Source organism: uncultured Microbacterium sp. (assembly GCF_937927635.1).
Lineage (GTDB): Bacteria > Actinomycetota > Actinomycetes > Actinomycetales > Microbacteriaceae > Microbacterium.
Genome location: NZ_CALBRW010000012.1, coordinates 66,862 through 89,676, shown reverse-complemented (window position 1 = coordinate 89,676; position 22,815 = coordinate 66,862). Strand labels below are relative to the sequence as shown.

The following is a 22,815-nucleotide window of genomic DNA, read 5'->3' as shown; positions in this document are numbered from 1 at the left end:
GCTCTCTCCCCCCTCGCGCGGCTCTCCCCCTCGCGCGGCTCTTCTCGCCCGACGCGGCGCATATAAGCGCCGCGCAGAACGAGAAGAGCAGCGCGACAGCCGGATGCCGCTGAGAACAGCCGCGCGACACGTTCCCGGTGCGGCATCGGGATGCGACGGCGGGGCTAACGCGACGCTCGCACCTGCCGACAGTCCCTGTCGACGGCCCAGGACGGGCCGCCGGTGCCCCGGTTCCGACCGGAGCGGATCTTCCAGGATGGAGCCCATGATCATCGTCACGCGTCTGAACCGAACCCGGTTCGCGGTGAACCCGGATCTCATCGAGCGGATCCAGGCAGCACCGGACACGACGCTCATCATGGTCGACGGCGCCACCTTCATCGTCCGCGAGACGATGGACGAGGTCATCATGCAGATCACCGACTTCCGTGCCCGGGTGCTCGCCGCCGCGGCCGATCCGACGCGCTCCTTCACCCCGCCGTCCCCGCCGAGGCCCGAGTTCGGGGAGATGCGCTGATGGATCCGTCCCTGATCATCGGTCTGGTCCTGGCCTTCGGCGCCCTGCTGGCCACCATCAGCATGGAGGGCGCGTCGATCAACGCGCTGCTGCTGCCTGCGCCGATGCTGCTGGTGTTCGGCGCCACCATCGCCGTCGGGATCGGCAGCGGCACCCTGCAGGACACCATCCTGGCCATCAAGTCGCTGCCGCGTGCCTTCACCGGCGACAAGGGCAAGCCGGCGCAGGCGATCGCGGGCATCGTCGCCTACGCCGAGACAGCCCGCACCTCCGGCCTCCTGGCCCTCGAGAACGGCGTCGCCGAGGAGAAGGACCCGTTCATCCGGCAGGCCCTGCAGAGCATCGCCGACGGCGTCGACGCCGAGGATCTGCGCGTCCTGCTCGAGGACGAGATCTCGTCCACGGCCACCCGCAACCGCACCGCGTCGAAGTTCTTCATGACGCTCGGCGGATTCGCGCCCACCGTCGGCATCATCGGCACGGTCGTCTCCCTCACCCATGTGCTGGAGCAGCTCGACACCCCCGACACGCTCGGCCCGCTGATCGCGGCGGCGTTCGTCGCCACGCTCTGGGGCCTGCTCTCCGCGAACTTCATCTGGCTGCCGATCGGCGGCCGGCTGCAGCGCATCGGCGAGATGGAGCTGGAGCGGATGACCCTGCAGATGGAGGGCATGCTGGCCGTGCAGGCCGGCGCCGCCCCGCTGCTGGTGGAGGAGCGCCTGCGCGCCCTGATCTCGCAGCCCAGCGGCAAGGGCGCGAAGAAGCCCGGGTCGAAGAAGGCGAAGAGCGCGGCCAAGGCGAAGGATCAGGTCGGGGGCGTCGACTTCGCTGATGCGGAGGCGATCCTGTGAGCGTCCGCTCCCGTCGCCGCCATGCCGTCGCCGCGGAGCACGACGGCCCCGACGAGCGCTGGATGGCGTCGTACCTGGACATGGTGACCGTGCTGATGTGCATGTTCATCGTGCTGTTCGCGATGTCGACAGTCGACCAGCAGAAGTTCGAGGCCCTCAGCGCCTCGCTGGCCACCGGCTTCGGCCAGACGCAGACGGACAAGGCCGACGTCTCTCAGGGCGTCGTCGTGCCGCCGGAACTTGTGGACGAGAAGGGCGAGGCGTTCGCGGACATCGACGTCAGTGCGTCGCAGGCGAAGGTGGAGTTCGACAACCTCAGCGGGCTGCGCGAGCGGATCCGCAGTGCGCTGGCGCAGCAGGGCCTCGCGGATACGGCGACCTACACGATCGACACGCGGGGGCTGACCGTGAGCCTGGTCAGCGCCGAGACGTTCTTCGCCACCAACAGCAACACGCTCACCGGCACCGCGACGCGGATCCTGGACACGCTGGCATCCGTGCTGGTGACCATCCCCAACGAGGTCTCCGTCGAAGGCCACGCCGACAACCGGCGCCCCGTCGCCCCGTACGCCACGAACTGGGAGCTCTCCGCCGCGCGCGCCACCCAGGTGGTGCGGCATCTGATCGAGGCCGACGGGTTCCCGATGGCGAAGATCAAGGCCGTGGGCTTCGGCGACACGCGGCCGGTGGCGAAGGGCGGCGGTGATGCCGACCTGGCCCAGAACCGGCGGGTCGACGTCGTGATCATCTCCGATGCCGAGGAGGGGGTGAGACAGCTGCTGCCGGGTCTGCAGGCGCAGCAGCCCGCGCACTGACAGCACACGCCTAACGCCCCAGCCGCATCGCCCGATAGTCGGGGGCGTGGCAGTGGATGACGGCGCCCTCGCGAGCGCTCGCGAGACACCCGAGGTCGAAAGGTACGACTTCGGGCGTTCGACGACCCTTTCGCGCGAGCACACCCGCATGCTCGAGGTGGCCTTCGAGACCTTCTCCCGCCAGTGGGGGTCGCGGCTGTCGGCCCGCGTGCACAGCCGCGCGCACGCCTCGCTCGAACAGCTGAGCCTGCTCACCTACGACGACTACGCCCGGACACTGCCCACCACCACGACCATGGTGGTGTACGCGCTGCCCGAGTCCGATGAGCGCATCGTCATCCAGATCCCGCTGTCGCTGGCGATCGAATGGATCATGCAGATGCTCGGAGGGCGGGTCGACGCCTCCCCCGACGAGCGGCCGCTCACCCCGATCGAGCAGGCGCTGGTGCGCGGGCTCATGGGTGACGGCGGCGACGCACTGACCACGGCGCTGGACGGGCTGCTGCCCGCCGGCATCTCCATCTCCAGCATCCAGCACAGCCCGCTGTTCGCCCAGGTGGCGGGACCCAACGACCTCGTCATCGTCGCGCGCCTCTCGCTGCGCTCCAGCGGGAGCACCTCCGACGTCACGGTCATGCTGCCGGCGTCCGTGGTGCTCGACGCGTTCGCCGTCGGCGGCGCCGAGGCCGCCGATGAGGCCGCGCCGGGACTGGTCCGCAGCCACATCGAGCGGACCCCGATCGAGCTGGCGCTGCGGCTGGCGCCCCGCCCCGTGCTGCCGCGCGAGATCCTCGACCTCGCCGTCGGGGATCTGCTGACGTTCCCGCACTCCGCCGATCGGCCGCTCGAGCTGACCGTCGACGGGGTGCCGATCGCGGCCGCCGCGGTGGGCGCTTCCGGGGCGCGCCTGGCCTGCGTCATCACCGCGACGACCCCCGATTCCGATTCCCCCGAGGAGCAACAGTGACCAGCACCCCCGCCTACGAGTCCGCCGTCTCCGCCGCTTTCGCCGCCCGGCTGGCCACCGCGTCGCCCGCCACGGCAGTGGCGTCGCAGCCGTCCGGCGACACCGGCGACGCGGTGATCGTGACCTACGTCGGCGAGGCGAGCGCGCAGATCGCGGTGCAGATCCTGGATCCCGCCGCCCTCGTCGACGGCCTCCCCGGGGCCGCATTGACCGACCGCCTGCACGGGGCGCTGGAGGCAGCGGTCCTCCCCCTCGGCGCCGGCCGGCTGGACGCCGCGGCGCTCGGCGACGCCTCCTCGGCGTTCGCCCACCCCGGCGCGCAGGTGTTCGACCTGCAGGAGGCGGGTCACGTGATCGGGCGGATCGCCGTGCGGATGCTGCGCACGCCGGCCGCCGTGTCGCGCGACTCCGTCCGGCTGCAGCGCATCGCCGGCGTGGAGATGGACCTCGCCGTCGAGATCGGACGCACCCGCATGGCGGTCCGCGACGTGCTGGGCCTGGAGCCGGGGCGCATCGTCGAGCTGGACCGGTCCGCGGGCGCCCCTGCCGACATCCGCCTGAACGGGCGCGTCATCGCCCACGGCGAGGTCGTCGTCGTCGACCAGGACTACGCCGTGCGCATCACTCGGATCCTCGAGAGCGCCGAGGCCTGATCCTTGGACGAGCTGCTCCTGCTGCTGCGCGTCGCCGTGTCGCTGGCGGCGGTGCTCGGGCTGCTCTGGTTCCTGCAGCGGCGACTCGGCCGGCGCACGCAGCGCAGCCGCGACTCCGAGGTGATCACCGTGCTCGGGCGGCGAGGCGTCGGCTCGAAGGCGCAGCTCGTGGTGGCCGAGGCCGAGGGGAACCGTTACGTGCTCGGCGTCACCGAGCACGGCGTCACCGTGATCGACAAGCTGCCCGGCCGCAGGCCGGTACGCGCAGTCCCGGCGCACCCGGTGAAGGAGGACGCCGGAGCATCGGAAGCCGAGCGCGCTCCGGACTTCGACCGGCTGTTCGCCGCGGAGTCGATGTCGCAGTCCTCCGCCCCCGTGCAGGTGACTGCGCTCTCCGACCTCCCTCTTCGTCGGGATCGCGCGACGAAGCGCGCCGACCCGCTGCACGGCTCGATCCTGTCCCCCGGCACCTGGCGGCAGACCGCCGACTTCCTGCGACGCCCCCGATGAGCGGCGCTCTCGCCCGGCGAGCGCGCATCGTCATCCTGGTGCTGTTCTCGCTGCTGCTCGCCGGCGTCGTCGTGCTGTCGGCCGACACCGGTGCCCGTGCCGAGGTGCGGGACACGTCGGCATCCGCGCAGGCGATCGCGTCAACGGCATCCGTCGGCCCCGCGGCATCCGCATCCGTCCAGGCGACGGCTCCGGTCCTCCCGGCGGCACCCGGCGATCCCGACGAGCCGGTCGAGCCCACGCCGCCGGCCGAGGACCCGGGGATCAGCATCGACATCAACGGCATCGACGGGTCGCCGTCCTCGTCGATCCTGGTGATGCTGGGCATGACGCTGCTGTCGGTGGCGCCCGCGCTGCTGCTGATGGTGTCCTCGTTCACGAAGATCTTCGTCGTGCTGGCGATGACCCGCAACGCGCTGTCGCTGCCGACCATCCCGCCGAACCAGGTGCTGGCGGGACTGGCGCTGTTCCTGTCGCTGTTCATCATGTGGCCCGTGCTGGGCGAGATCAACACGCAGGCCGTGCAGCCGTACATCGACGGGTCGATCACGTTCACGCAGGCGTTCGACCTGGCCCAGCCGCCGCTGCGGGACTGGATGCTGGGCTTCACCCGCGAGGAGGACCTGGCGCTCATGACGCGCATCGCGGATCAGCCCAACCCGGCCGACCCGCAGAGCGTGCCGCTGCACACGCTGATCCCCGCGTTCATGATCTCCGAGCTGCGCAGCGCGTTCATCATCGGCTTCGTCATCTTCGTGCCGTTCCTGGTGATCGACATCGTCGTCGCGGCGGCTCTGATGTCGATGGGCATGATGATGCTCCCGCCGGTGATGATCTCCCTGCCGTTCAAGATCCTGCTGTTCATCCTGGTCGACGGGTGGGGGCTCATCATCAAGACGCTCATCGAGAGCTACGGGGGTGTCGGATGACGCCCGAGACCGCTCTCGACATCGGCGTGCAGGGCCTGATCATCGCCGCCAAGCTCGCCGCCCCGCTGCTGATCACCGCGCTGGTGGTCGGCTTCGCGATCTCGCTGCTGCAGTCGATCACGCAGGTGCAGGAGGTGACCTTGGCGTTCGTGCCGAAGTTCATCGCCGTCGGTGTCGCGCTGGTGGTCGCCGGCAACTGGATGATCTCCGAGCTCGTCTCCTTCACGCACACGATGTTCGATCGCATCCCGCAGCTGCTGGGCGGCTGAGATGCAGATCCCCCTCGATCTCGCATGGCTGGAGGCGACGATGCTCGCCGGGGTGCGCATCGTCGCCTTCGTCATGATCGCGCCGCCGTTCTCCTACGGCGGCATCCCCGTGCGGATCCGCGCCATGCTCTCGGTGGGCCTTGCCCTGGCGATGTCCGGCTCGGTGGCCCCCGGATACCAGAACCTGGACACCTGGCCGTTCTTCGCCGCGCTGAGCGCGCAGGTGCTCACCGGCGCCGCGCTCGGGTTCCTGGTGTCGGTGTGCTTCTCGGCCGTCCAGGCCGCCGGAGGGCTGATCGACGTGTTCGGCGGCTTCCAGCTCGCGCAGGCGTTCGACCCGCAGTCCCTGGTCAACGGCGCGCAGTTCACCCGGCTGTTCCATCTGACCGCGCTCGTGCTGCTGTTCTCGTCCGGCGGGTACCAGCTGGTGCTCGGCGGCCTGGCGCGCAGCTTCACCGCCGTGCCGCTGACCGGCATGCTGGACCCCGGCCCGGTCTCGGCGGTCCTCGTCGACGGCGTGGTGCAGCTGGTGCTGTCGGCCGTGCAGATCGCCGGCCCGCTGATGCTCGTGCTGTTCCTCGCCGACGCGGGTCTGGGCCTGATCACCCGCGTGGCCCCCGCCCTCAACGCCTTCGCCATGGGCTTTCCGGTGAAGATCCTGCTCACGCTGACGCTGGTCGGCTTCACGTACGCCGCGCTCCCCGGCGTGGTCGACGCCCTCGTGGCCGACGCCCTGCGGATGATGCAGGAGGCGAGCCGATGAGCGACAGCGGCGAGCGCACCGAGAAGGCCACCGAGCGGCAGCTGCGCGAGGCCAGGCAGAAGGGCAAGCTGTCCCGCAGCCAGGATCTGACCGCGTGGCTGGGTGTCGGCGCGGCGGCGATCGCGATGCCGGCGGTGCTCTCGGCCGGAGCGTCGGCGGGCACCGAGCAGACCATTCTGCTGTCCTCGGTGATGAGGGATCCGACCCCGACCACGGCCATGGAGGCGCTCGCCCGCGGCCTCGGCTCCGTGCTGCCGACGCTGGGCACGCTGCTGGCGGGCGTGGCGATCGTCACCCTCATCGGCTCGGTGGTGCAGGGCGGCCTGCGCGTGCGGCGCCTGGAGGGCCGCTTCGAGCAGTTCAACATCGTCACGGGCCTGCGCCGGGTGTTCGGCATGCAGGCGCTGTGGGAGGGCGCGAAGGCGCTGCTGAAGACCGCCGCCATCGCGCTGGCGCTGTGGACGGTCGTGGCAGGGCTGATCCCCGTGCTGACGGCCAGCGGGGCGCAGTCCATCACCCAGCTGCTGGCCACCGCCGCCGGAGGGGCGACCGGGCTGCTGCAGGTGGCGATCGCGGTGGGCCTGGCACTGGCGGCGGTCGACGTCTTCGTCGTCATCCGACGCAACCGCAAGCACACCAGGATGACCCAGCGCGAGGTGCGCGATGAGCACAAGAGATCCGAGGGCGATCCGCTGATCCGCTCGCAGCGGCGCTCCCGCCAGCTCGCGATGAGCCGCAACCGCATGATCTCCGCGGTCGCCGGCTCCGACGTCGTGCTCGTGAACCCGACCCACATCGCCGTCGCGCTGCGGTACGAGGTGGGCAGATCCGCCCCGAAGGTGGTCGCGAAGGGCGCCGGCGTCATCGCCGAGCGCATCCGCGAGCGGGCCACCGAGGCCGGAGTGCCGATGGTGCGCGACATCATGCTGGCCCGCGCACTGCACGCCGCGTGCGATCTGGGCCAGGAGATCCCCGAAGAGCTCTACACCGCCGTGGCGCGGGTGCTCGTGTTCGTCGACCTGCTCCGACGACGCGGCGCCGCGCGCGGCATGCATTCCATGCCCTCAAGGAGGACCACATGACCCGGATACTGCCCAGGATCGTCGTGCCCATCGGCGTCGTCGGCATCATCATGCTGCTCGTCGTTCCTGTGCCGCCCGTGCTGCTGGACACGCTGATCATCCTGAACATCATGTTCGCCCTGGTCATCCTGCTGACGACGATGTTCATCAAGAGGCCGCTGGACTTCTCGGTGTTCCCGTCACTGCTGCTGGTGGCGACGCTGTTCCGGCTGGGCCTGAACGTGGCATCCACCCGCCTCGTGCTGGGCGAGGCGTACGCCGGTCAGGTCATCGAGGCGTTCGGGACCATCGCCGTGGGCGGGTCCCTCATCATCGGCGCGGTGGTGTTCCTCATCCTCGTGGTGATCCAGTTCGTGGTGGTCACCAAGGGCGCCGAGCGCGTCGCCGAGGTCGGCGCGCGGTTCACTCTGGATGCCATGCCCGGCAAGCAGATGGCCATCGACGCCGACCTGAACGCCGGACTCATCACCGACATCCAGGCACGCGAGCGCCGTGCCGAGGTCGCCGCCGAGGCGGACTTCTACGGCGCCATGGACGGCGCCTCGAAGTTCGTCAAGGGCGACGCGATCGCCGGCCTGGTGATCATCATCATCAACATCATCGGCGGCATCGCCATCGGCATGGTGCAGCACGGCATGGCCATCGACGAGGCCGTCAGCACCTACAGCCTGCTGACCATCGGCGACGGCCTGGTGACCCAGATCCCGGCGCTGCTGATGGCCGTCTCGACCGGCATGATCGTGACCCGCTCGAACGCCGAGACCGAGATGGGCAGCACGGCGTTCGCGCAGCTGGGCCAGTCCGCGACCGCGCTGTACATCGCCGGCAGCGCGGCGATCGTGATGGCCTTCATCCCCGGGATGCCGCTGCTGACGTTCCTCGTCATCGGCGCCCTGCTGATCCTGGCCGGCCAGCGCATCAAGGCGGCCGCGCAGCGGACCGCCGCCGCGGCCAAGGCCGACGAGGCCGAGGTGCCGGCATCCGAGAGCCCAGAGGATCTCATGGAGCGGATGCGGGTGCACGCGCTGGAGATCCTGCTGTCCACCGACGTGGTGGATCTGGTCACCGGCGGCCCGGACGATCTGCTGGCGCGGGTCAAGGCGCTGCGCCGCCGCATCGCCCTGGATCTCGGGCTGGTCGTACCGCCCGTCCGCACCCGCGACAGCATCGAGCTGCCGCCGTCGACGTACGTGATCCGCATCGCCGGCGTCGAGGCGGGCCGCGGCACGGTGCCCTCCGGTCGCCTGCTGGCCCTGGGCGAGGGCCTGGGCGCGCTGCCCGGCACGGCCGTGCACGACCCGGTGTTCGGTCTGGAGGGCAAGTGGATCCCGCTGGAGATGCGGCACAGCGCAGAGCTGGCCGGCGCGACCGTCATCGACCGCGCCAGCGTGGTCGTCACGCACCTGTCCAGCATCATCCATGCCGGGGCGGCGCGCCTGCTCAGCCGCGAGGACGTGCGCCAGCTGACGGATGCCCTGAAGCAGGTCTCCCCGTCGGCTGTGGAGGAGCTCACGCCTGCGCTGCTCTCGCTGGCGGAGATCCAGCGCGTGCTGCAGGGGCTGCTGGCCGAGCGCGTGCCGATCAACGACCTCGGCCGCATCTACGAGGCACTGGCGCTGCGCGCTCGCGTCTCCACCGAGCCGGAGGGCCTGATCGAGGCCGCCAGGGCTGGGCTGGGACCCGCGATCGCGGCCCGCTTCGCGGAGAACGGCGTGCTGCGCGTGATCATGATCAACCCGCTGCTGGAGCAGAGCATGCTGGAGAGTCTGCGCACGGGTGATGACGGCCCGCAGATCGTGTTCGACCCCCAGCGGATGGAGGCCGTGATCGAATCCGCGCGGCAGGCGGCGGCGAACGCGGCCGATCACGGCGGCGAGCCGGTGCTGGTGTGCGCGCCGACGCTGCGCGGCGCCGTGCGCCGCATGATCTCCGCCCAGACCGACGGTCTTCCGGTGCTCTCGTACAACGAGGCCACCGGCGGGGCGTTCACGATCGAGACCGTCGGGGTGGTGCGCGACGCGGTGGACGCCGGTGTGGCCGCCTTGCCACAGTAGGCTGGTCAGATGCTGGTTCTGACGAGAAGGGTCGGAGAGAGCGTCCTGATCGGTGGCGAGATCGAGGTCACGCTGCTCGACATCAAGGGCGACAGTGTGCGGATCGGCGTGAACGCCCCGCGCGAGACCCGCATCCAGCGGGCGGAGATCGTCGAGGCCGTCGGCGAGCAGAACGCGGCGTCCGCCGCGGCCGCCGACGCCGACACCGCCAAGGTGCTCGGAGAGGCCATCGCCCGCCTGCGGGGGAATCCGGACTCCTGAGCCCGCGGTGCCGAACGAGCGCTCAGGACCCGATGCGCTGAATGGTCACGAACCGGGGTGCGTCGGCATCCAGCTCCTCGTCGGCGAGATCGGCCACGCCGCCCACCGGGCGCTCGATCTCGATGTCCCACCATGCGTCCGCCACCGAGGAGGCCATCTCGCGACCCCACTCGATGACGACCACCGAGCGGGTGAAGTCGATGTCCAGATCGTCGAGCTCGGCGGCGGAGCCCAGCCGGTAGGCGTCCACGTGCACCAGCGGCGCGCCGCCGACCAGCGACGGATGCGTGCGGGCGATGACGAACGTGGGGCTCTGCACGGGTCCTCGTACGCCCAGCCCTTCGGCGAGCCCGCGCGTGAAGGTGGTCTTGCCCGCGCCCAGCGGGCCGGTCAGCACCAGCAGGTCCCCGGCCTGCAGCTGCTCGCCGATGTGCAGGCCGAGCCGCTCCATGGCATCCGAGGTCGCGATCTCGTGCCGGCCGAGGAAGGCGGGGTCGATGCTCATGACACCGTCCGTCGTGGCACGCGGTGGCCGATGCGGGTGACGATCTCGTAGTTGATCGTGCCGGCGGCATCCGCCCAGTCCGTGGCAGACGGCTGACCCAGCGTCGGGTCGCCGAACAGCACCACCTCGTCGCCCACCGAGACGGGCTCGTCGCCCACGTCGACGACGAACTGGTCCATGGCGATGCGCCCGGCCACGAAATGCGGACGACCATTGATCAGCACCGGGCCGCGGTTGGACGCCTGCCGCGGGATGCCGTCGGCATAGCCCAACGGCACCAGCGCCAGCGTGGTCTCGCGCTCGGTGCGGTACTGGTAGTCGTACGAGACGCCCACGCCCGCGGGCACGCGGCGCACGGCCGCCACCGAGGCTGTGAGAGTCATGGCGGGCCGCAGGCCCAGGTCGGCCGAGGTGCGCCCGGCGAAGGGCGAGAGCCCGTACAGCCCGAGTCCGACGCGCACGGCGTCCAGCCGCGCCTCGGGCAGCGAGATCGCCGCGGCGGTGGCGGCCAGGTGGCGGATCTCCGGATGGATGCCGAAGGACTCGGCCATCGCGAGGATCTCGGTGTACTTCGCCAACTGCGCGCGGTCGTCGTCGGGACTGGCGCCGGAGAGGTGGCTGAACAGGCCCACGATGCGGATGCGGCCGATGCGCTCCAGCCGCGCGGCCTCGGCCAGCACGTGCTCGAGCTCGTGCGTGGCGATCCCGTTGCGGCTGAGTCCGGTGTCGACCTTCAGATGCACGGATGCCGGCGAGCCGGCCGCCTCGGATGCCGCCAGCAGCTGCTCGTACGAGGAGATGCCGATCTCGATGTGCGCCTCGACGGCGTCGTCGAACCGGCGGCCGGGCTCGTGCAGCCAGGCCACCAGCGGCGCGGTGATGCCTGCGCGGCGCAGAGCGAGCGACTCCTCGAGCGTGGCGGTGCCCACGCGCGCCGCTCCCCCGGCGAGCGCCGCCGTGGCCACAGCGGGGGCTCCGTGCCCGTAGCCATCGGCCTTCACGACGCCGATCACGTCCACCCCGGTCAGGCGCCGAAGGTGGCGCACGTTGTCGGCGATGGCATCCAGGTCGATGCGCGCCTGCCGGAACGGGTTCATGCCGCACCCACCTGACGCCGAGACCCCGTGCTGGCGTCCAGACCCCGGCCTGCAGACGCCCACAGGCCGGGGTGTCGACGAGGAACAGGGGTGTCGGCGGAGAAGGTGGCGGTGGTGGTGGGGGTCATGCATCCGTCCTCTCGAGGATGACGTGCGCGACGGCCAGTCCGCCGTCGTGCGACATGGTCAGGTGCACGGCGGTGATGCCGCGGTCGACGAGCACCTGCGCGGTCGAGCCGGTCAGCGCGAACATCGGGCGACCGGACGGCTCCGAGACGATCTCCATCTCGGTCCAGTGCACGCCATCGCTGCCGCCGAGCGCCTTGATGAGCGCCTCTTTGGCGGCGTAGCGCGCGGCGAGCGAGTGCAGCCTGCGCTGCTGCTCGGCAGGCGTGAATAGCCGCTGCATCAGGCGCGGCGTGCGGGTCACCGAGCGCTCGAAGCGCGCGATATCGACGAGGTCGATTCCCGTGCCCATGATCACCCTGCCAGCCTACTCGGGGCCGTCACGGCGGTTGGTGGTCGGGCTCGCAAAGGATAGATTTTGTTCATGGTCTTCACTTACGCGCCGCTGGTGCCGCTGCCCGCCCGCATCACCGCCACAGCCGGTTCACTCGCGCTTTCTCAGGTGCGAATCATCGGCGATGCGGATGCCGTAGCCGCACTGCGCACCGGCCTGGCGCTGCGCACGGCGTCCCGACTGCCCGAGAGCACGGACTCGGATGCCGTGGAGATCACACTCTCGCTCGTCGGCCAGGGCACGCAGGACGCCTACACCCTGGACACCCGGGGCGACGGCATCCGCATCTACGGCCACGACGCGGCCGGACTCTTCTACGGCACGCGCACGCTGCTGCAGCTGCTGCAGGAGACGCCCGACGGCTGGACCGTGCCCCGTGTGCTCATCGACGACGCCCCGCGCTTCGCCTACCGCGGTGTGATGCTGGACCTCGCTCGGCACTTCTTCCCCGTGGCGGAGATCGAGGCCTACGTCGACCGGGCCAGCGCGCTGAAGTTCAACCACCTGCACCTGCACCTGACCGACGACCAGGGCTGGCGCATCCAGATCGACTCCTGGCCGCTGCTGACCGAGCGCGCCTCGATCGGCGATGCGGGCCCGTGCACGGGCGGGTTCCTCAGCAAGGACGACTACCGGCACGTGGTCGAATACGCCGCAGCGCGGCACATGACGGTGGTGCCCGAGGTCGACCTGCCCGGGCACACGCACGCCGTCGGCGTGGCCTACCCCGAGCTGGTGGAGCAGCCGTGGCTCAGCGAGACCGCCGTCGCCGAGGCCGCGGCCCTGGGCCAGGATCTCCCCGTGCACGGCGAGCACTTCGCCGGCTGGGCCGTGGGGCACTCCTCGCTGCGCATCCACGAGGAGCGCACCTACGAGTTCGTGACCGACGTGCTGAACGAGCTCGCCGAGATGACGCCCGGCCCGTACCTGCACATCGGCGGCGACGAGTGCCTGGGCACCCCGGCCGCGGACTTCACGGAGTTCATCGCCCGTGCCACCCGCATCGCGGCGGCCACGGGCAAGACCCCCGTGACCTGGCACGAGGCCGGCGCCGTGGCCGACATCGCCGCCGGCACCGTGGGCCAGTACTGGGGCAGCGTGACACCGAAGGGCGCGCACGCCGAGGAGGCCGCGCACTTCGTCGCCCGCGGCGGGGCGCTGATCATGTCGGCATCCGACCGCACCTATCTGGACATGAAGCCGTCGGAGGACTTCCCGCTGGGCCAGTCGTGGGCGGGAATCGTGCCACTGCAGACCGCGTACGACTGGGATCCGGCATCCGTCGTCCCCGGTGTCCCCGAGAGCGCGATCCTGGGCATCGAGGCGCCGCTGTGGACAGAGACCGTGGACTCCTACGCCGACCTGGAGGCTCTGGTCCTCCCCCGCCTGCTCGCGCACGCGGAGACGGCGTGGTCGCCGCAGGCCGCCCGTGATTGGGATTCCTTCCGGGCCCGCGTCGCCCTGGCCGGCTGACCCCCCGCCCCGGCCCCGGGCTGGCCTGACCGGTACGGATGTCGGTCGAGATCACGGATGTCGGCCCGGATGCCGCAAACGGGCCGCCATCCGTACTTTGAGCCGACAAGTGTCCCGTGCGGGCCGCCCGAGCGGGCCGCCGCACTCCCCCTCCACAGGCCCGGAATTTGCCGATTCTCTCCACAGATCCCTGTTATCACCCCCGGCATCCGACGAACACGGCGATGCTCGGAGGATGCTGAAGCCCGAAGACCTGCTCGCACGATTCGGCGATGTCGCTCGCGGCACTCTCCTGCAGCGGTACGGGTGCACCCGGAAGGAGCTCGCGGCTGCGGTCGACGGCGGGCGCATCGACCGCATCCGTCCCGGCGTCTTCGCCCTCAGGACGCTCGACCGCAAGGTCCGTTCCGCAGCCGCCCACGGCGGAGAGCTGACCTGCACCGACGCCCTCCGCGCGAAGCGCGTCTGGATCCTTCCCGACCCGGACGACACGGTGCACGTCTGGGTCGGACGCGCCGGCCGGACTCACCTGCACCCCGGATGCGCCTGCGTCGTGCATCACTCTCCCGGCACCGCGCAGGTCGGGATGGCCGAGGTGGCGACCGCCCTGGTTCACGCATACCGCTGCCTGAGCGCGGAGGCGTTCTTCGCCGCGTATGAATCCGCGTGGAACAGGCGGCTCATCACGGCATCCGATCGCTGTCGAATCCGACGGGAGCTGCCGAAGTCCGCTGCGTGGATCCTGGATCTCGCGCGCTCCGACGCCCAGAGCGGCTTGGAGTCGCTGCTGCGCTTCCGGCTGCATCTGCTCGGGATCAGCCTCGACTGCCAGGTGGACATCCCCGATGTCGGGCGGGTCGACTTCGTCGCCGGCGGGCGGCTCATCATCGAGGTGGACGGCCGCGAGAACCACGCCGGCGCCGAACGGCTGCACAAGGATCTGGTGCGGGATGCCGCAGCATCCGGCCACGGATACGAGACGCTGCGATTCGACTACGCGCAGGTCATCCACGACTGGGATTCCGTGGTGCGCGCGATCCTGGCGGCGCTGGCGCGGGCAGGCGCCTGACCCGCGGCCCGGCAAACCCTCCGGCCCGGCAAACCCTCCGGCCCGGTACGGATGTCGGCTCAGATCACGGATGTCGGCTCATCCGCGGCATCCCAGCCGACATCCGTACTCTCGACCGACATCCGTACCAGCGGAGGCACGGGCGGGCCGATGAGGCGGGATTACTCGACCGTGACCGACTTCGCGAGGTTGCGCGGCTGGTCGACGTCCAGGCCCTTCGCCGTGGCCAGGGCCATGGCGAAGATCTGCAGCGGCACGACCGAGAGGATCGGTTCGAGCAGCGGGGATGCCAACGGGATGCGGATGACCTCGTCGGCATACGGCAGCACGGCGGCGTCGCCCTCTTCGGCCACGACGATCACACGGGCACCGCGGGCGCGGATCTCCTGGATATTGGAGACCACCTTGGAGTGCAGCAGGGCGGAGTGGCGCGGCGACGGCACCAGCACGAACACCGGCTGACCGGGCTCGATCAGCGCGATCGGCCCGTGCTTGAGCTCGCCGGCGGCGAAGCCCTCGGCATGGATGTACGAGATCTCCTTGAGCTTGAGCGCGCCCTCGAGGGCGATCGGGTACCCGACGTGACGGCCCAGGAACAGCACGGATCGGGTGTCGGCCATCCAGCCGGCCAGTTGCGAGACGTGCTCGTTCTCCTCGGCCAGCACCTGTGCGACCTTCTCGGGCAGCACCTGCAGCTCGGTGATGGTCTCAGCCGCCTCCGCGGTCAGCGTGCTGCGCACGCGGCCCATGTGCAGGCCCAGCAGCAGCAGGGCGGTGATCTGCGCGGAGAACGCCTTGGTCGAGGCGACGGCGACCTCGGGGCCGGCGTGCGTGTAGACCACAGCATCCGATTCGCGCGGGATGGTGGCGCCCTGGGTGTTGCAGATCGACAGCGTGCGCGCACCGCGCTCGGTGGCGTACTTGACCGCCATCAGGGTGTCCATGGTCTCGCCGGACTGGCTGATCGACACGACCAGCGTGTCGTCGCCGATCACCGGGTCGCGGTAGCGGAACTCGTGCGCGAGCTCGACCTCGACGGGCACGCGCGCCCACTGCTCGATCGCGTACTTGCCGACCAGGGCGGCATAGGATGCCGTGCCGCAGGCGGTGATGATGACGCGATTGATGCCGCTGAACAGCTCGTCGTGGCCGACGAGCTCGGGGATGACGACCTCGCTGTCGTGGATGCGCCCGCGGATGGTGTTGGCCACGGCGTCCGGCTGCTCGGCGACCTCCTTGGCCATGAACGACGGCCAGCCGCCCTTCTCGGCGGCGGCAGCGTCCCACGAGACCTCGAACGGCTGCGCCTCGACCGGCTCGCCCTCGAAGGTGGTCACGGTCACCGACGACGGGGTGATCGCGACGATCTGGTCCTGGCCGATGGCCAGCGCGTGGCGGGTGTGCTCGACGAAGGCCGCGACGTCGGAGCCGAGGAAGTTCTCGCCCTCACCCAGGCCGATCACGAGCGGAGAGTTGCGGCGGGCGCCGACGACCAGGCCCGGCTGGTCCTGATGCATGGCCAGCAGCGTGAACGCGCCCTCCAGGCGGTTCACGACGGTGCGGAAGGCTGCGACCAGGTCACCGGATGCCCGGTACTCGCGACCCAGAAGGGCCGCGGCGACCTCGGTGTCGGTCTCGCTGAGGAACGTGACGCCCTCGGCGGCGAGCTCGTCGCGCAGCGCGGCGAAGTTCTCGATGATGCCGTTGTGGATGACGGCAAGCTTGCCATCGTCTGCCAGGTGCGGGTGCGCGTTGACGTCGGTCGGGCCGCCGTGGGTGGCCCAGCGGGTGTGGCCGATGCCGGTCGTGCCGTCGCCCAGCGGTGCGTCTGCGAGCGAGTCGCGCAGCACCTGCAGCTTGCCGGCCTTCTTGCGCATGCCCAGGTGCCCGTCGGCGTCGATGACGGCGATGCCTGCGGAGTCATAGCCCCGGTACTCGAGACGAGCCAGCCCCGAGAGAAGGATGTCCTGACTGGGCCGCGGGCCCACGTATCCGACGATTCCACACATGGATTCCAGGGTACCGGGCACATTTTGCTAGGCATCCGAACGAAAGCAGTAATTGGATACCCGTCATGAGCGCACGCATCGCGCAACATGTCCGTGAATTCAGACACACTTGCATGTCCGGATTTCAAGAAATAGTCTGGTGTCAGCATATCCGGACAAACGATCGGGGAGAGCAGCATGAGCGAGATCGATATCCGCCGCCCCGGCGATCTCGGGCAGGTCATCTCAGCGGTTCGCACGCAGCGGGGCCTCCGGCAGGAGGACCTCGCTGACGCGCTGGGCGTTTCACGCACCTACGTCGCGGGGCTGGAATCCGGGCACTCCACCACGCAGCTGCTGCGCCTCTTCCGGGCGATGCGGATGCTGGGGATCCATCTCACCGCAACCGTCGACGAGGTCCCATCAGATGGCTGAGTCCCTCACTGTGCATCTAGGAGAGCATCCGATCGGAGAGCTGACCCGCCCGCAACAAGGCGGACGAGCACGACGGGGAGGCCAGGGAGGTCGGCATCTCGTCGATTTCCACTGGCATGCCGATGCCGAGCTCGCGCGAACCCGACTCACCGAGAGTTTCGCCAGTTCCCCCGCGCTGCCCCTGGACCGTCGCCGAGTGTCCCGCTTCTTCGGCGGCTACCTTCCCGAAGGAAATCAACGCCAGGCGATGGCCGACCAGCGCCAGATCGGAAAGGATGATCTCTTCGCCTTTCTGCGCGAGTACGGCGGATCGGTGGCCGGTGCACTCAGCTTCCGTCTGCCTCGTCAGGATTCCGGATACGCACCGCTCAGCGCCTCCGATCTCCGACGAGCCCTCAAGGACGCTGCGGGAAAGCACAACCAGGCGGTGCGAGACGACAGCCGATCGATGATTCCCGGGTTCCAGCCGAAAGTGCTGGTCGCGAAGATGAACGGCCAGTGGGCGATGCCTCATGGGAACGCGCACTCCACGCACATACTCAAACCGCCCAGAGCATCGGCGCCAGAACGCATCATCGATGAGTTCTACGCCCATGAGCTCGCGCGAGCGCTCGGACTGGCTTCGTTCGGCAGTGAGATCATGCGCACGGGCGGCATGCGCTACCTGGCCATAGAACGGTTTGATCGACGCGTCGTCGATGGCCATGCGCGGGTCATCCACCAGGAGGACGCAGCGCAGGCCATGGGGCTCGATTGGCTCGACGACTCCGCGAAGTTCCAGGACCCGCGGCACCCCCGCGACTCCGGTCGCGCCAGTGCGTATGCCATCGCCGAGGTTCTCGCTGCTCTCGACGCAGACCCGCTGGCCACCTGGCTGCGACAACTGACGTTCCGGGTGCTCATCGGCGACAACGACGGACACGCGAAGAATGTCGGGATCATCCACGAGCCCGATCACGACCGGGTCAGTGACCTCTACGATGCCGTCCCCAACCTCTTCCAGGAAGACCGGATCGATTGGACGCTCGCTCTGGCCATCGATGGCGAATTCGACCACCGCCGGATCACCGCGCAGCATTTCGTCCGCGAAGCGCGTTCCTGGGGCATGCGAATCCACGATGCGGAAAGAGCAGTCAGCGAGACGCTCTCGCAGTTCCTCGCCGCGCTCGACACCGTGAACGTGCCATCCGGCGCATCGCCACGGATGCCGGAGTCGCTTCGCCACACCGTGGAGCAGCTGCTGGCCGGCCGTGAGATCGGCCGATTCGACCGCCGTCGCAAGGGCTGAAAACCCTCAGACCTTGCGCAGCTGCACGCTCTCGACGGCGTGGTCGGCGCCCTTGCGCAGCACGAGTGTGGCGCGGTGCTTGGTGGGCATGACGTTCTCGACGAGGTTCGGCATATTGATCTCGTTCCAGTACCCGAGCGCCGTCGTCACAGCCTCCTCGTCGGTGAGATGCGCGAACACGTTGAAGTACGACGACGGGTTGGCGAAGGCTCCCTGTCGCAGTGCCAGGAACCGGTCGGTGTACCAACGCTCGATGTGCTCGGGGGCGGCGTCGACGTAGATGGAGAAGTCGAACAGATCGCTGACGGCCACGTCATTGGGCGCGGGCGGCGGCTGCAGCACATTCAGGCCCTCCACGATCACGACATCGGGCCGACGCACCACGACCGTCGCGTCGGGCACGATGTCGTATCGCATGTGCGAATAGAACGGCGCGCGCACCTCGGGCGCACCGCTCTTGACCTCGGTGAGGAATTCGATCAGCGCCCGGCGGTCGTACGACTCCGGAAAGCCCTTGCGGTCCATCAGCCCGCGGCGCTCCAGCTCGGCGTTGGGGTAGAGGAACCCGTCAGTGGTGACCAGCTCGACGCGAGGCGTGCCGGGCCAGCGGCTCATCAGCTCGCGCAGCAGGCGCGCGATGGTCGACTTGCCGACGGCGACGGATCCCGCCACGCCCACGATGAACGGCGTGGTGGAGTCCTCCTCCTGCAGGAACTCGCTGGTGGCGGCTCCGAGCCTGCGCGTCGACGACGCGTACAGGCTCAGCAGCCGGCTCAGCGGCATGTAGACCTCTCGCACCTCGTCGAGGTTGAGGCGGTCGCCGATGCCGCGGATGCCGACGACCTCGGTCTCGCTGAGCGGCTGGTCCAGCCCCGCCGACAGGCGCGCCCAGTCGGCGCGGTCGATCTCGCGGTACTGGGACAGCGGCAGGTTGGCGGCGGATGTCACGGGTTACATCGTATCGGGAGGGAGAAGCGCAGGCGGATGCCGGAATCCCGCCGCTCCACCCCGCCTGCCGGCGCATGGCTCCTGGCTAGAATGTGGCCATGCTGACCGGCTTCCGCGCGCCCTCGCCCCCGGTCGCGCGGAGCTTCGGCGACGCACGCTGCCGGTCGATCTGGCAATGGCAGCTCGCGATCGCCTTCACCGTGGTGACGATCAGCGCAGGAATCGCCCTGCTGGCGCCGACGCGGTTCGCCGATGCGCGCTTCAGCGCGGGTCTCGTGCTGATCATCGCCATCACCATCGGGTCACTGGCCGTGCCCTGGCACCGGATCAGCGCACCCGGAGTCCTCGTGCTCCCGATCCTGGACATCGTGGCCATCTCGCTGATCGCCGTCGGTCACACGCCGGTGGTGGCATTCCTGTGGGTGCTCCCGGTCGCGTGGGTCGGCACGTACTTCTCCGTCGGCGTGCTGATCGGGGTCCTGTCGCTGATCATGCTGCTCTGCCTCGCGGGCCTGCTCGTCTTCGGCATCTCCGTCATGACCACGCTCAACGCCGTCGTGCTGATGATCACGCTGGGCTTCGTCGGGATGATCATGGCGGTGGGCGCGCAGCGGAACCGCGCCGCCCGCCAGCTTCTCCGCACCCAGTCCGACCGGCTCACCCGCGCGCTGCAGCGCGTGAACGAGCAGAAGGCGCGGACGAGCCGGCTGATGAACTCGCTGGACGTGGGCGTGGCCCGGGTGGGCTCCACCGGGCTCCTCGAGATCTCCAACGACCTGTTCCGCACGATCTTCGCCCTCGGCGGCGACGCACAGCAGCATCCGATCCGCTCGGTGGAGTACCGCAGCCGGCGCGGCGCGCCCGTCCCCTCCGACCAGACCACGATCGCCCGGGCATCACGCGGCGAACGGTTCACCGATGAGATCGTCTGGCTGTTCGGGCTCGATGGCGAGTGGCGTGCCGTGAAGGCTTCCACGAAGATGATCGATCACGGCATCGTCACCGGCGACGGCCTGCTGCTCGTCGTGGAGGACGTCACCAAGAGCACGGATCCCGATGCCAGCGAGAACGCGAAGCGGCGGACGATCTCGCACGAGCTGCGCAATCCCCTCACCGCCATCCTCGGGCACATCGAACTGCTGCTCGAGAGGGACGGGATGCCGGATGCCGCACTCGAGCAGCTGCGCGTGGTCGACCGGGCCGCGAGTCGCATGGAGCGGCTGATCGACGATGCGCTGGCGAGCCCTGCCAAGCTGCAGGGCGATCCTGGCATCGACTTCGACCTGGCCGAGATCACGCGAGCATCGCTCGAGGGCTTCGCTCCGGCAGCGGAGTCCGCCGGCGTCACGGTGGAGTCCACTCTCGGTGAGCCGCTGAGACTCTGGGGGGATGCGTTCCGCATCCGTCAGGTGGTCGACAACGTCATCGGGAACGCGATCAAGTACGCGCAGCGCGGAGGGAGGGTCTCCGTGACCGGATATCGCCCCACCGCCGACGAGGTCGCGGTGACCATCGCCGACACGGGCATCGGCATCGCCGGGCCCGACCTGCCGCGCATCTTCGAGCGGGAGTTCCGCACCGAGCTGGCCCGTGCACGCGGCATCCCCGGAACGGGTCTCGGACTGAGCATCTCGCGCGACATCATCGTCGCCGAGGGCGGTCGACTGGAGGTGGAGAGCGAACTGGGCAAGGGCACCGAGGTGAGCGTCGTTCTCCCCGCTCGGCTTCCCCCCTCCCCTCACGGAAGGCCCGCATGATCACGTCGACGCTCGTCATGCCGATGATCGCGATCTCCACCCTCGCGACAGTCATCTTCATCGGACTCGGCTTCCTACGCCGTCCTTCGCGGGCCACGGCGCTGTGGTCGGCCGCCTTCGCGCTGGCGATGATCGGCTCCTACGTGTGGCTCGCCCAGGAGTACGCCTATCCCGCCGGGCTCCGCGCGCTCGGGTCGTCGCTCGTCATCGCGCCGATGCCGTTGATCTGGTCGGGTCTGCGTGCGTATCGCGGCCTGCGGCGGCTGTTCCTGCCGCTGACGTTCGCCGTGCTCGTCGCCATCCCCGCACTCCTGCTCACCGCGACGGCGCTCGAGGTCTACACGATCGTGTTCCGGGTGGTGTTCGCGACGATGTCGGTGTTCGCGGCGCTCATCATCGCGGAACTCGCGCGCCTCGGACCGCAGCTGCGCAACGAGACGCTGCCGTTGATGGCGGTGTCGGCCGCGTACACGGTCTTCGGCGTGATCACCGTCACCAACGGCATCCTGCAGGCACTGGGCGAGATCCATCCCGCGGACAGCCTGGCGTTCATCCGCACTCTCAACATGATCGGCGTGAATGTCTATGTCGTGTGCGCGCTGGTCACCACGCTGCTCCTCGCCACACGCTCGGACGACACCTCCTCGACACCCCAGCGCAGCTTCGAACTCACGGCCCGCAACCGTCTCGATCGCGCACGGGCGGCGGGTGACGAGTGGTGGGCGATGCTCGACATCCGCCTCGACGACCCCGATGACATCCGGGAGGCGACCAGTGCCGCCGCGTTCGACGCGGTGTGCCATCGATTCGCGCTGGATGTCGACAGCGCGCTGCCATCGGATGCCGACATCGAGCGGATCAATCCGACCAGGTTCGTGGCTCTGATCCCCCGCTCGCCCGGCGGCGTGCGCGAGCTGCTGACGGAGCTGCTCGAACGCGTCACGAAGACCGACGATTCCTCGCCGCCGCTGCCGCTCCGCTGCTCCGCGAGCATCGGCTGGGCACCGGTGAGTGTGGTGGGGTACGAATATGAGGCGCTGGTCTCCGCCGCATCCGAGGCCGCGGTCGGGGCCGCACGGAAGGGCGGTGACCGCTGGCAGCGGATCCACGGTCCGGACGAGTAGAATTCGTGCCCAGCGTCACATCGGCCTGTTGAAGGGGACCGCGCCGATAGCGTGGCGCAAGCATTGTGTCCCCGACTCCCCTGAGAGGACTGTGATGCTCGAGCCTTCGCCGTCTCCCAGGACCGCCGTGGTCATCGAGGACGATCCCGACGTGCGCCACCTGCTCGCCGAGATCCTGGAATCCGCCGGGTTCTCGACAGTGGTCGCCGACAACGGGACCGACGGCGTCACCGCCGTCCTCGAGCACCAGCCGCTGGTCACGACCCTGGACGTGAACATGCCGGGGATCGACGGCTTCGAGGCGGCGCGCCGCATCCGCGCGCAGAGCGAGACGTACATCGTCATGCTGAGCGCGCTGGATGAGGAGGCCGACATCGTGCTGGGCCTCGCCGCCGGCGCCGACGAGTACATCAGCAAGCCGTTCCGGCCTCGCGAGCTGAGGGCGCGCATCGATGCACTGCTGCGCAGGCCGCGGGTGCTGGTTCCCGCCTCGGCGAACGTCGACAGCGCTGCTGCGACACTTCCGATTCCGGTACCGGCTGAACCGGGACCACCGGGAGTCGCCGTCACCACAGCGGTGTGGGCGACGCACCGCGACCTGCGGTTGAATCCCGCCACCAGGATCGTGCTGTTGGGCGATGCCGAAGTGGAGCTCACCCGCACCGAGTTCGACCTGTTGAGCGCGCTGATGGAGTCACGGCGCCGGGTGCGCGGCAAGGCCGATCTCGCCCTCACGCTGCACGGTGAGTCATACGTCTCGAGTGACCTGGTCACCGATGCCGACAAGCGTGCGATCGAGGTCCACATGACGAACCTTCGACGCAAGCTGGGCGACAGCGCCAGCAGGCCGCTGTACATCGAGACGGTCCGCGGCGTCGGATACCGGCTGACCGCCGATCCGCGGCCCTGACGCGACTCTCGCCGAACGGGATGTGGCAGC

Annotated in this window: 24 protein-coding genes; 19 read left to right on the top strand and 5 right to left on the bottom strand. The window is 69.6% G+C overall.

The features are described from left to right. Positions 1–265 precede the first annotated feature (265 nt). Genes Q0568_RS03645 through csrA form a run of 12 tightly spaced genes read left to right on the top strand, consistent with a single transcriptional unit; the run spans position 266 to position 9,671 of the window. Positions 266–517 carry a flagellar FlbD family protein gene (locus Q0568_RS03645; protein ID WP_298862388.1) on the top strand — a complete coding sequence of 84 codons (252 nt, stop codon included), beginning with the start codon at positions 266–268 and terminating at the stop codon, positions 515–517. Beyond that, a complete protein-coding gene (locus Q0568_RS03640) occupies positions 517–1,368 on the top strand; it encodes a MotA/TolQ/ExbB proton channel family protein (protein ID WP_298862386.1) in 852 nt (283 codons plus the stop codon). The genes Q0568_RS03645 and Q0568_RS03640 overlap by 1 nt, the downstream gene beginning before the upstream one ends. After that, positions 1,365–2,183 (top strand): flagellar motor protein MotB, encoded by an 819-nt coding sequence (locus Q0568_RS03635; RefSeq protein WP_298862384.1) that lies wholly within the window; start codon positions 1,365–1,367, stop codon positions 2,181–2,183. The genes Q0568_RS03640 and Q0568_RS03635 overlap by 4 nt, the downstream gene beginning before the upstream one ends. 46 nt (positions 2,184–2,229) lie before the next feature. Next, positions 2,230–3,150: a flagellar motor switch protein FliM gene (locus Q0568_RS03630; RefSeq protein ID WP_298862382.1), complete on the top strand. Its 921-nt coding sequence runs from the start codon at positions 2,230–2,232 to the stop codon at positions 3,148–3,150. Further along, positions 3,147–3,803 carry a flagellar motor switch protein FliN gene (fliN, locus tag Q0568_RS03625; RefSeq protein ID WP_298862380.1) on the top strand — a complete coding sequence of 219 codons (657 nt, stop codon included), beginning with the start codon at positions 3,147–3,149 and terminating at the stop codon, positions 3,801–3,803. The genes Q0568_RS03630 and fliN overlap by 4 nt, the downstream gene beginning before the upstream one ends. 3 nt (positions 3,804–3,806) lie before the next feature. Then, positions 3,807–4,313, top strand: a complete 507-nt coding sequence (locus tag Q0568_RS03620) for a flagellar biosynthetic protein FliO (RefSeq protein ID WP_298862378.1) — start codon at positions 3,807–3,809, stop codon at positions 4,311–4,313. Then, on the top strand, positions 4,310–5,242 hold the full coding sequence (fliP, locus tag Q0568_RS03615; RefSeq protein WP_298862376.1) for a flagellar type III secretion system pore protein FliP: 933 nt from the start codon (positions 4,310–4,312) through the stop codon (positions 5,240–5,242). The genes Q0568_RS03620 and fliP overlap by 4 nt, the downstream gene beginning before the upstream one ends. Continuing rightward, positions 5,239–5,511, top strand: a complete 273-nt coding sequence (gene fliQ, locus Q0568_RS03610) for a flagellar biosynthesis protein FliQ (protein ID WP_298862373.1) — start codon at positions 5,239–5,241, stop codon at positions 5,509–5,511. The genes fliP and fliQ overlap by 4 nt, the downstream gene beginning before the upstream one ends. A gap of 1 nt (position 5,512) precedes the next feature. Beyond that, a complete protein-coding gene (locus Q0568_RS03605) occupies positions 5,513–6,274 on the top strand; it encodes a flagellar biosynthetic protein FliR (RefSeq protein ID WP_298862370.1) in 762 nt (253 codons plus the stop codon). After that, entirely contained in the window at positions 6,271–7,356 is a 1,086-nt protein-coding gene (locus Q0568_RS03600; protein ID WP_298862367.1) for an EscU/YscU/HrcU family type III secretion system export apparatus switch protein, read from the top strand. Before Q0568_RS03605 ends, Q0568_RS03600 begins: the two co-directional genes overlap by 4 nt. Beyond that, entirely contained in the window at positions 7,353–9,410 is a 2,058-nt protein-coding gene (locus Q0568_RS03595; RefSeq protein ID WP_298862364.1) for a flagellar biosynthesis protein FlhA, read from the top strand. The genes Q0568_RS03600 and Q0568_RS03595 overlap by 4 nt, the downstream gene beginning before the upstream one ends. A gap of 9 nt (positions 9,411–9,419) precedes the next feature. Then, positions 9,420–9,671 carry a carbon storage regulator CsrA gene (gene csrA / locus Q0568_RS03590; RefSeq protein WP_298862361.1) on the top strand — a complete coding sequence of 84 codons (252 nt, stop codon included), beginning with the start codon at positions 9,420–9,422 and terminating at the stop codon, positions 9,669–9,671. Between the two features lie 22 nt (positions 9,672–9,693). Here csrA and tsaE read toward each other — a convergent pair whose 3' ends face one another. The 3 genes from tsaE to Q0568_RS03575 form a co-directional block, all read right to left on the bottom strand. Further along, positions 9,694–10,176: a tRNA (adenosine(37)-N6)-threonylcarbamoyltransferase complex ATPase subunit type 1 TsaE gene (tsaE, locus tag Q0568_RS03585; RefSeq protein ID WP_298862358.1), complete on the bottom strand. Its 483-nt coding sequence runs from the start codon at positions 10,174–10,176 to the stop codon at positions 9,694–9,696. Further along, positions 10,173–11,273: an alanine racemase gene (gene alr / locus Q0568_RS03580; protein WP_298862355.1), complete on the bottom strand. Its 1,101-nt coding sequence runs from the start codon at positions 11,271–11,273 to the stop codon at positions 10,173–10,175. Before alr ends, tsaE begins: the two co-directional genes overlap by 4 nt. A gap of 124 nt (positions 11,274–11,397) precedes the next feature. Beyond that, positions 11,398–11,757, bottom strand: a complete 360-nt coding sequence (locus tag Q0568_RS03575; RefSeq protein WP_298862353.1) for a holo-ACP synthase — start codon at positions 11,755–11,757, stop codon at positions 11,398–11,400. 66 nt (positions 11,758–11,823) lie between these two features. On the opposite strand from Q0568_RS03575, the gene Q0568_RS03570 reads away from it, so the two are divergent. Beyond that, positions 11,824–13,266, top strand: coding sequence for a family 20 glycosylhydrolase (locus Q0568_RS03570; RefSeq protein WP_298862349.1), 1,443 nt, complete (start codon positions 11,824–11,826; stop codon positions 13,264–13,266). 235 nt (positions 13,267–13,501) lie between these two features. Next, positions 13,502–14,335, top strand: coding sequence for a DUF559 domain-containing protein (locus Q0568_RS03565; protein ID WP_298862346.1), 834 nt, complete (start codon positions 13,502–13,504; stop codon positions 14,333–14,335). 161 nt (positions 14,336–14,496) lie between these two features. Here the strand turns inward: Q0568_RS03565 and glmS are convergent, their stop codons facing one another. Then, positions 14,497–16,344, bottom strand: a complete 1,848-nt coding sequence (gene glmS / locus Q0568_RS03560) for a glutamine--fructose-6-phosphate transaminase (isomerizing) (RefSeq protein WP_298862343.1) — start codon at positions 16,342–16,344, stop codon at positions 14,497–14,499. 177 nt (positions 16,345–16,521) lie between these two features. Here glmS and Q0568_RS03555 point away from each other — a divergent pair, with 177 nt between their 5' ends. Together Q0568_RS03555 and Q0568_RS03550 are read left to right on the top strand one after the other, a co-directional pair. After that, positions 16,522–16,758 (top strand): helix-turn-helix domain-containing protein, encoded by a 237-nt coding sequence (locus Q0568_RS03555; protein ID WP_298862340.1) that lies wholly within the window; start codon positions 16,522–16,524, stop codon positions 16,756–16,758. Continuing rightward, a complete protein-coding gene (locus Q0568_RS03550) occupies positions 16,751–18,046 on the top strand; it encodes a HipA domain-containing protein (protein WP_298862337.1) in 1,296 nt (431 codons plus the stop codon). The genes Q0568_RS03555 and Q0568_RS03550 overlap by 8 nt, the downstream gene beginning before the upstream one ends. 6 nt (positions 18,047–18,052) lie before the next feature. Here Q0568_RS03550 and coaA read toward each other — a convergent pair whose 3' ends face one another. Further along, the gene (coaA, locus tag Q0568_RS03545; protein WP_298862334.1) at positions 18,053–18,994 is read right to left on the bottom strand and encodes a type I pantothenate kinase; all 942 of its coding nucleotides are present in this window, start codon (positions 18,992–18,994) and stop codon (positions 18,053–18,055) included. Positions 18,995–19,092: 98 nt separating this feature from the next. Between coaA and Q0568_RS03540 the strand changes: the two genes are divergently transcribed. The 3 genes from Q0568_RS03540 (at position 19,093) to Q0568_RS03530 (ending at position 22,785) form a co-directional block, all read left to right on the top strand. After that, positions 19,093–20,751: a sensor histidine kinase gene (locus tag Q0568_RS03540; protein WP_298862331.1), complete on the top strand. Its 1,659-nt coding sequence runs from the start codon at positions 19,093–19,095 to the stop codon at positions 20,749–20,751. After that, positions 20,748–21,875, top strand: coding sequence for a hypothetical protein (locus tag Q0568_RS03535; RefSeq protein WP_298862328.1), 1,128 nt, complete (start codon positions 20,748–20,750; stop codon positions 21,873–21,875). The genes Q0568_RS03540 and Q0568_RS03535 overlap by 4 nt, the downstream gene beginning before the upstream one ends. 94 nt (positions 21,876–21,969) lie before the next feature. Then, entirely contained in the window at positions 21,970–22,785 is an 816-nt protein-coding gene (locus Q0568_RS03530; protein WP_298862325.1) for a response regulator transcription factor, read from the top strand. Positions 22,786–22,815 lie beyond the last annotated feature (30 nt).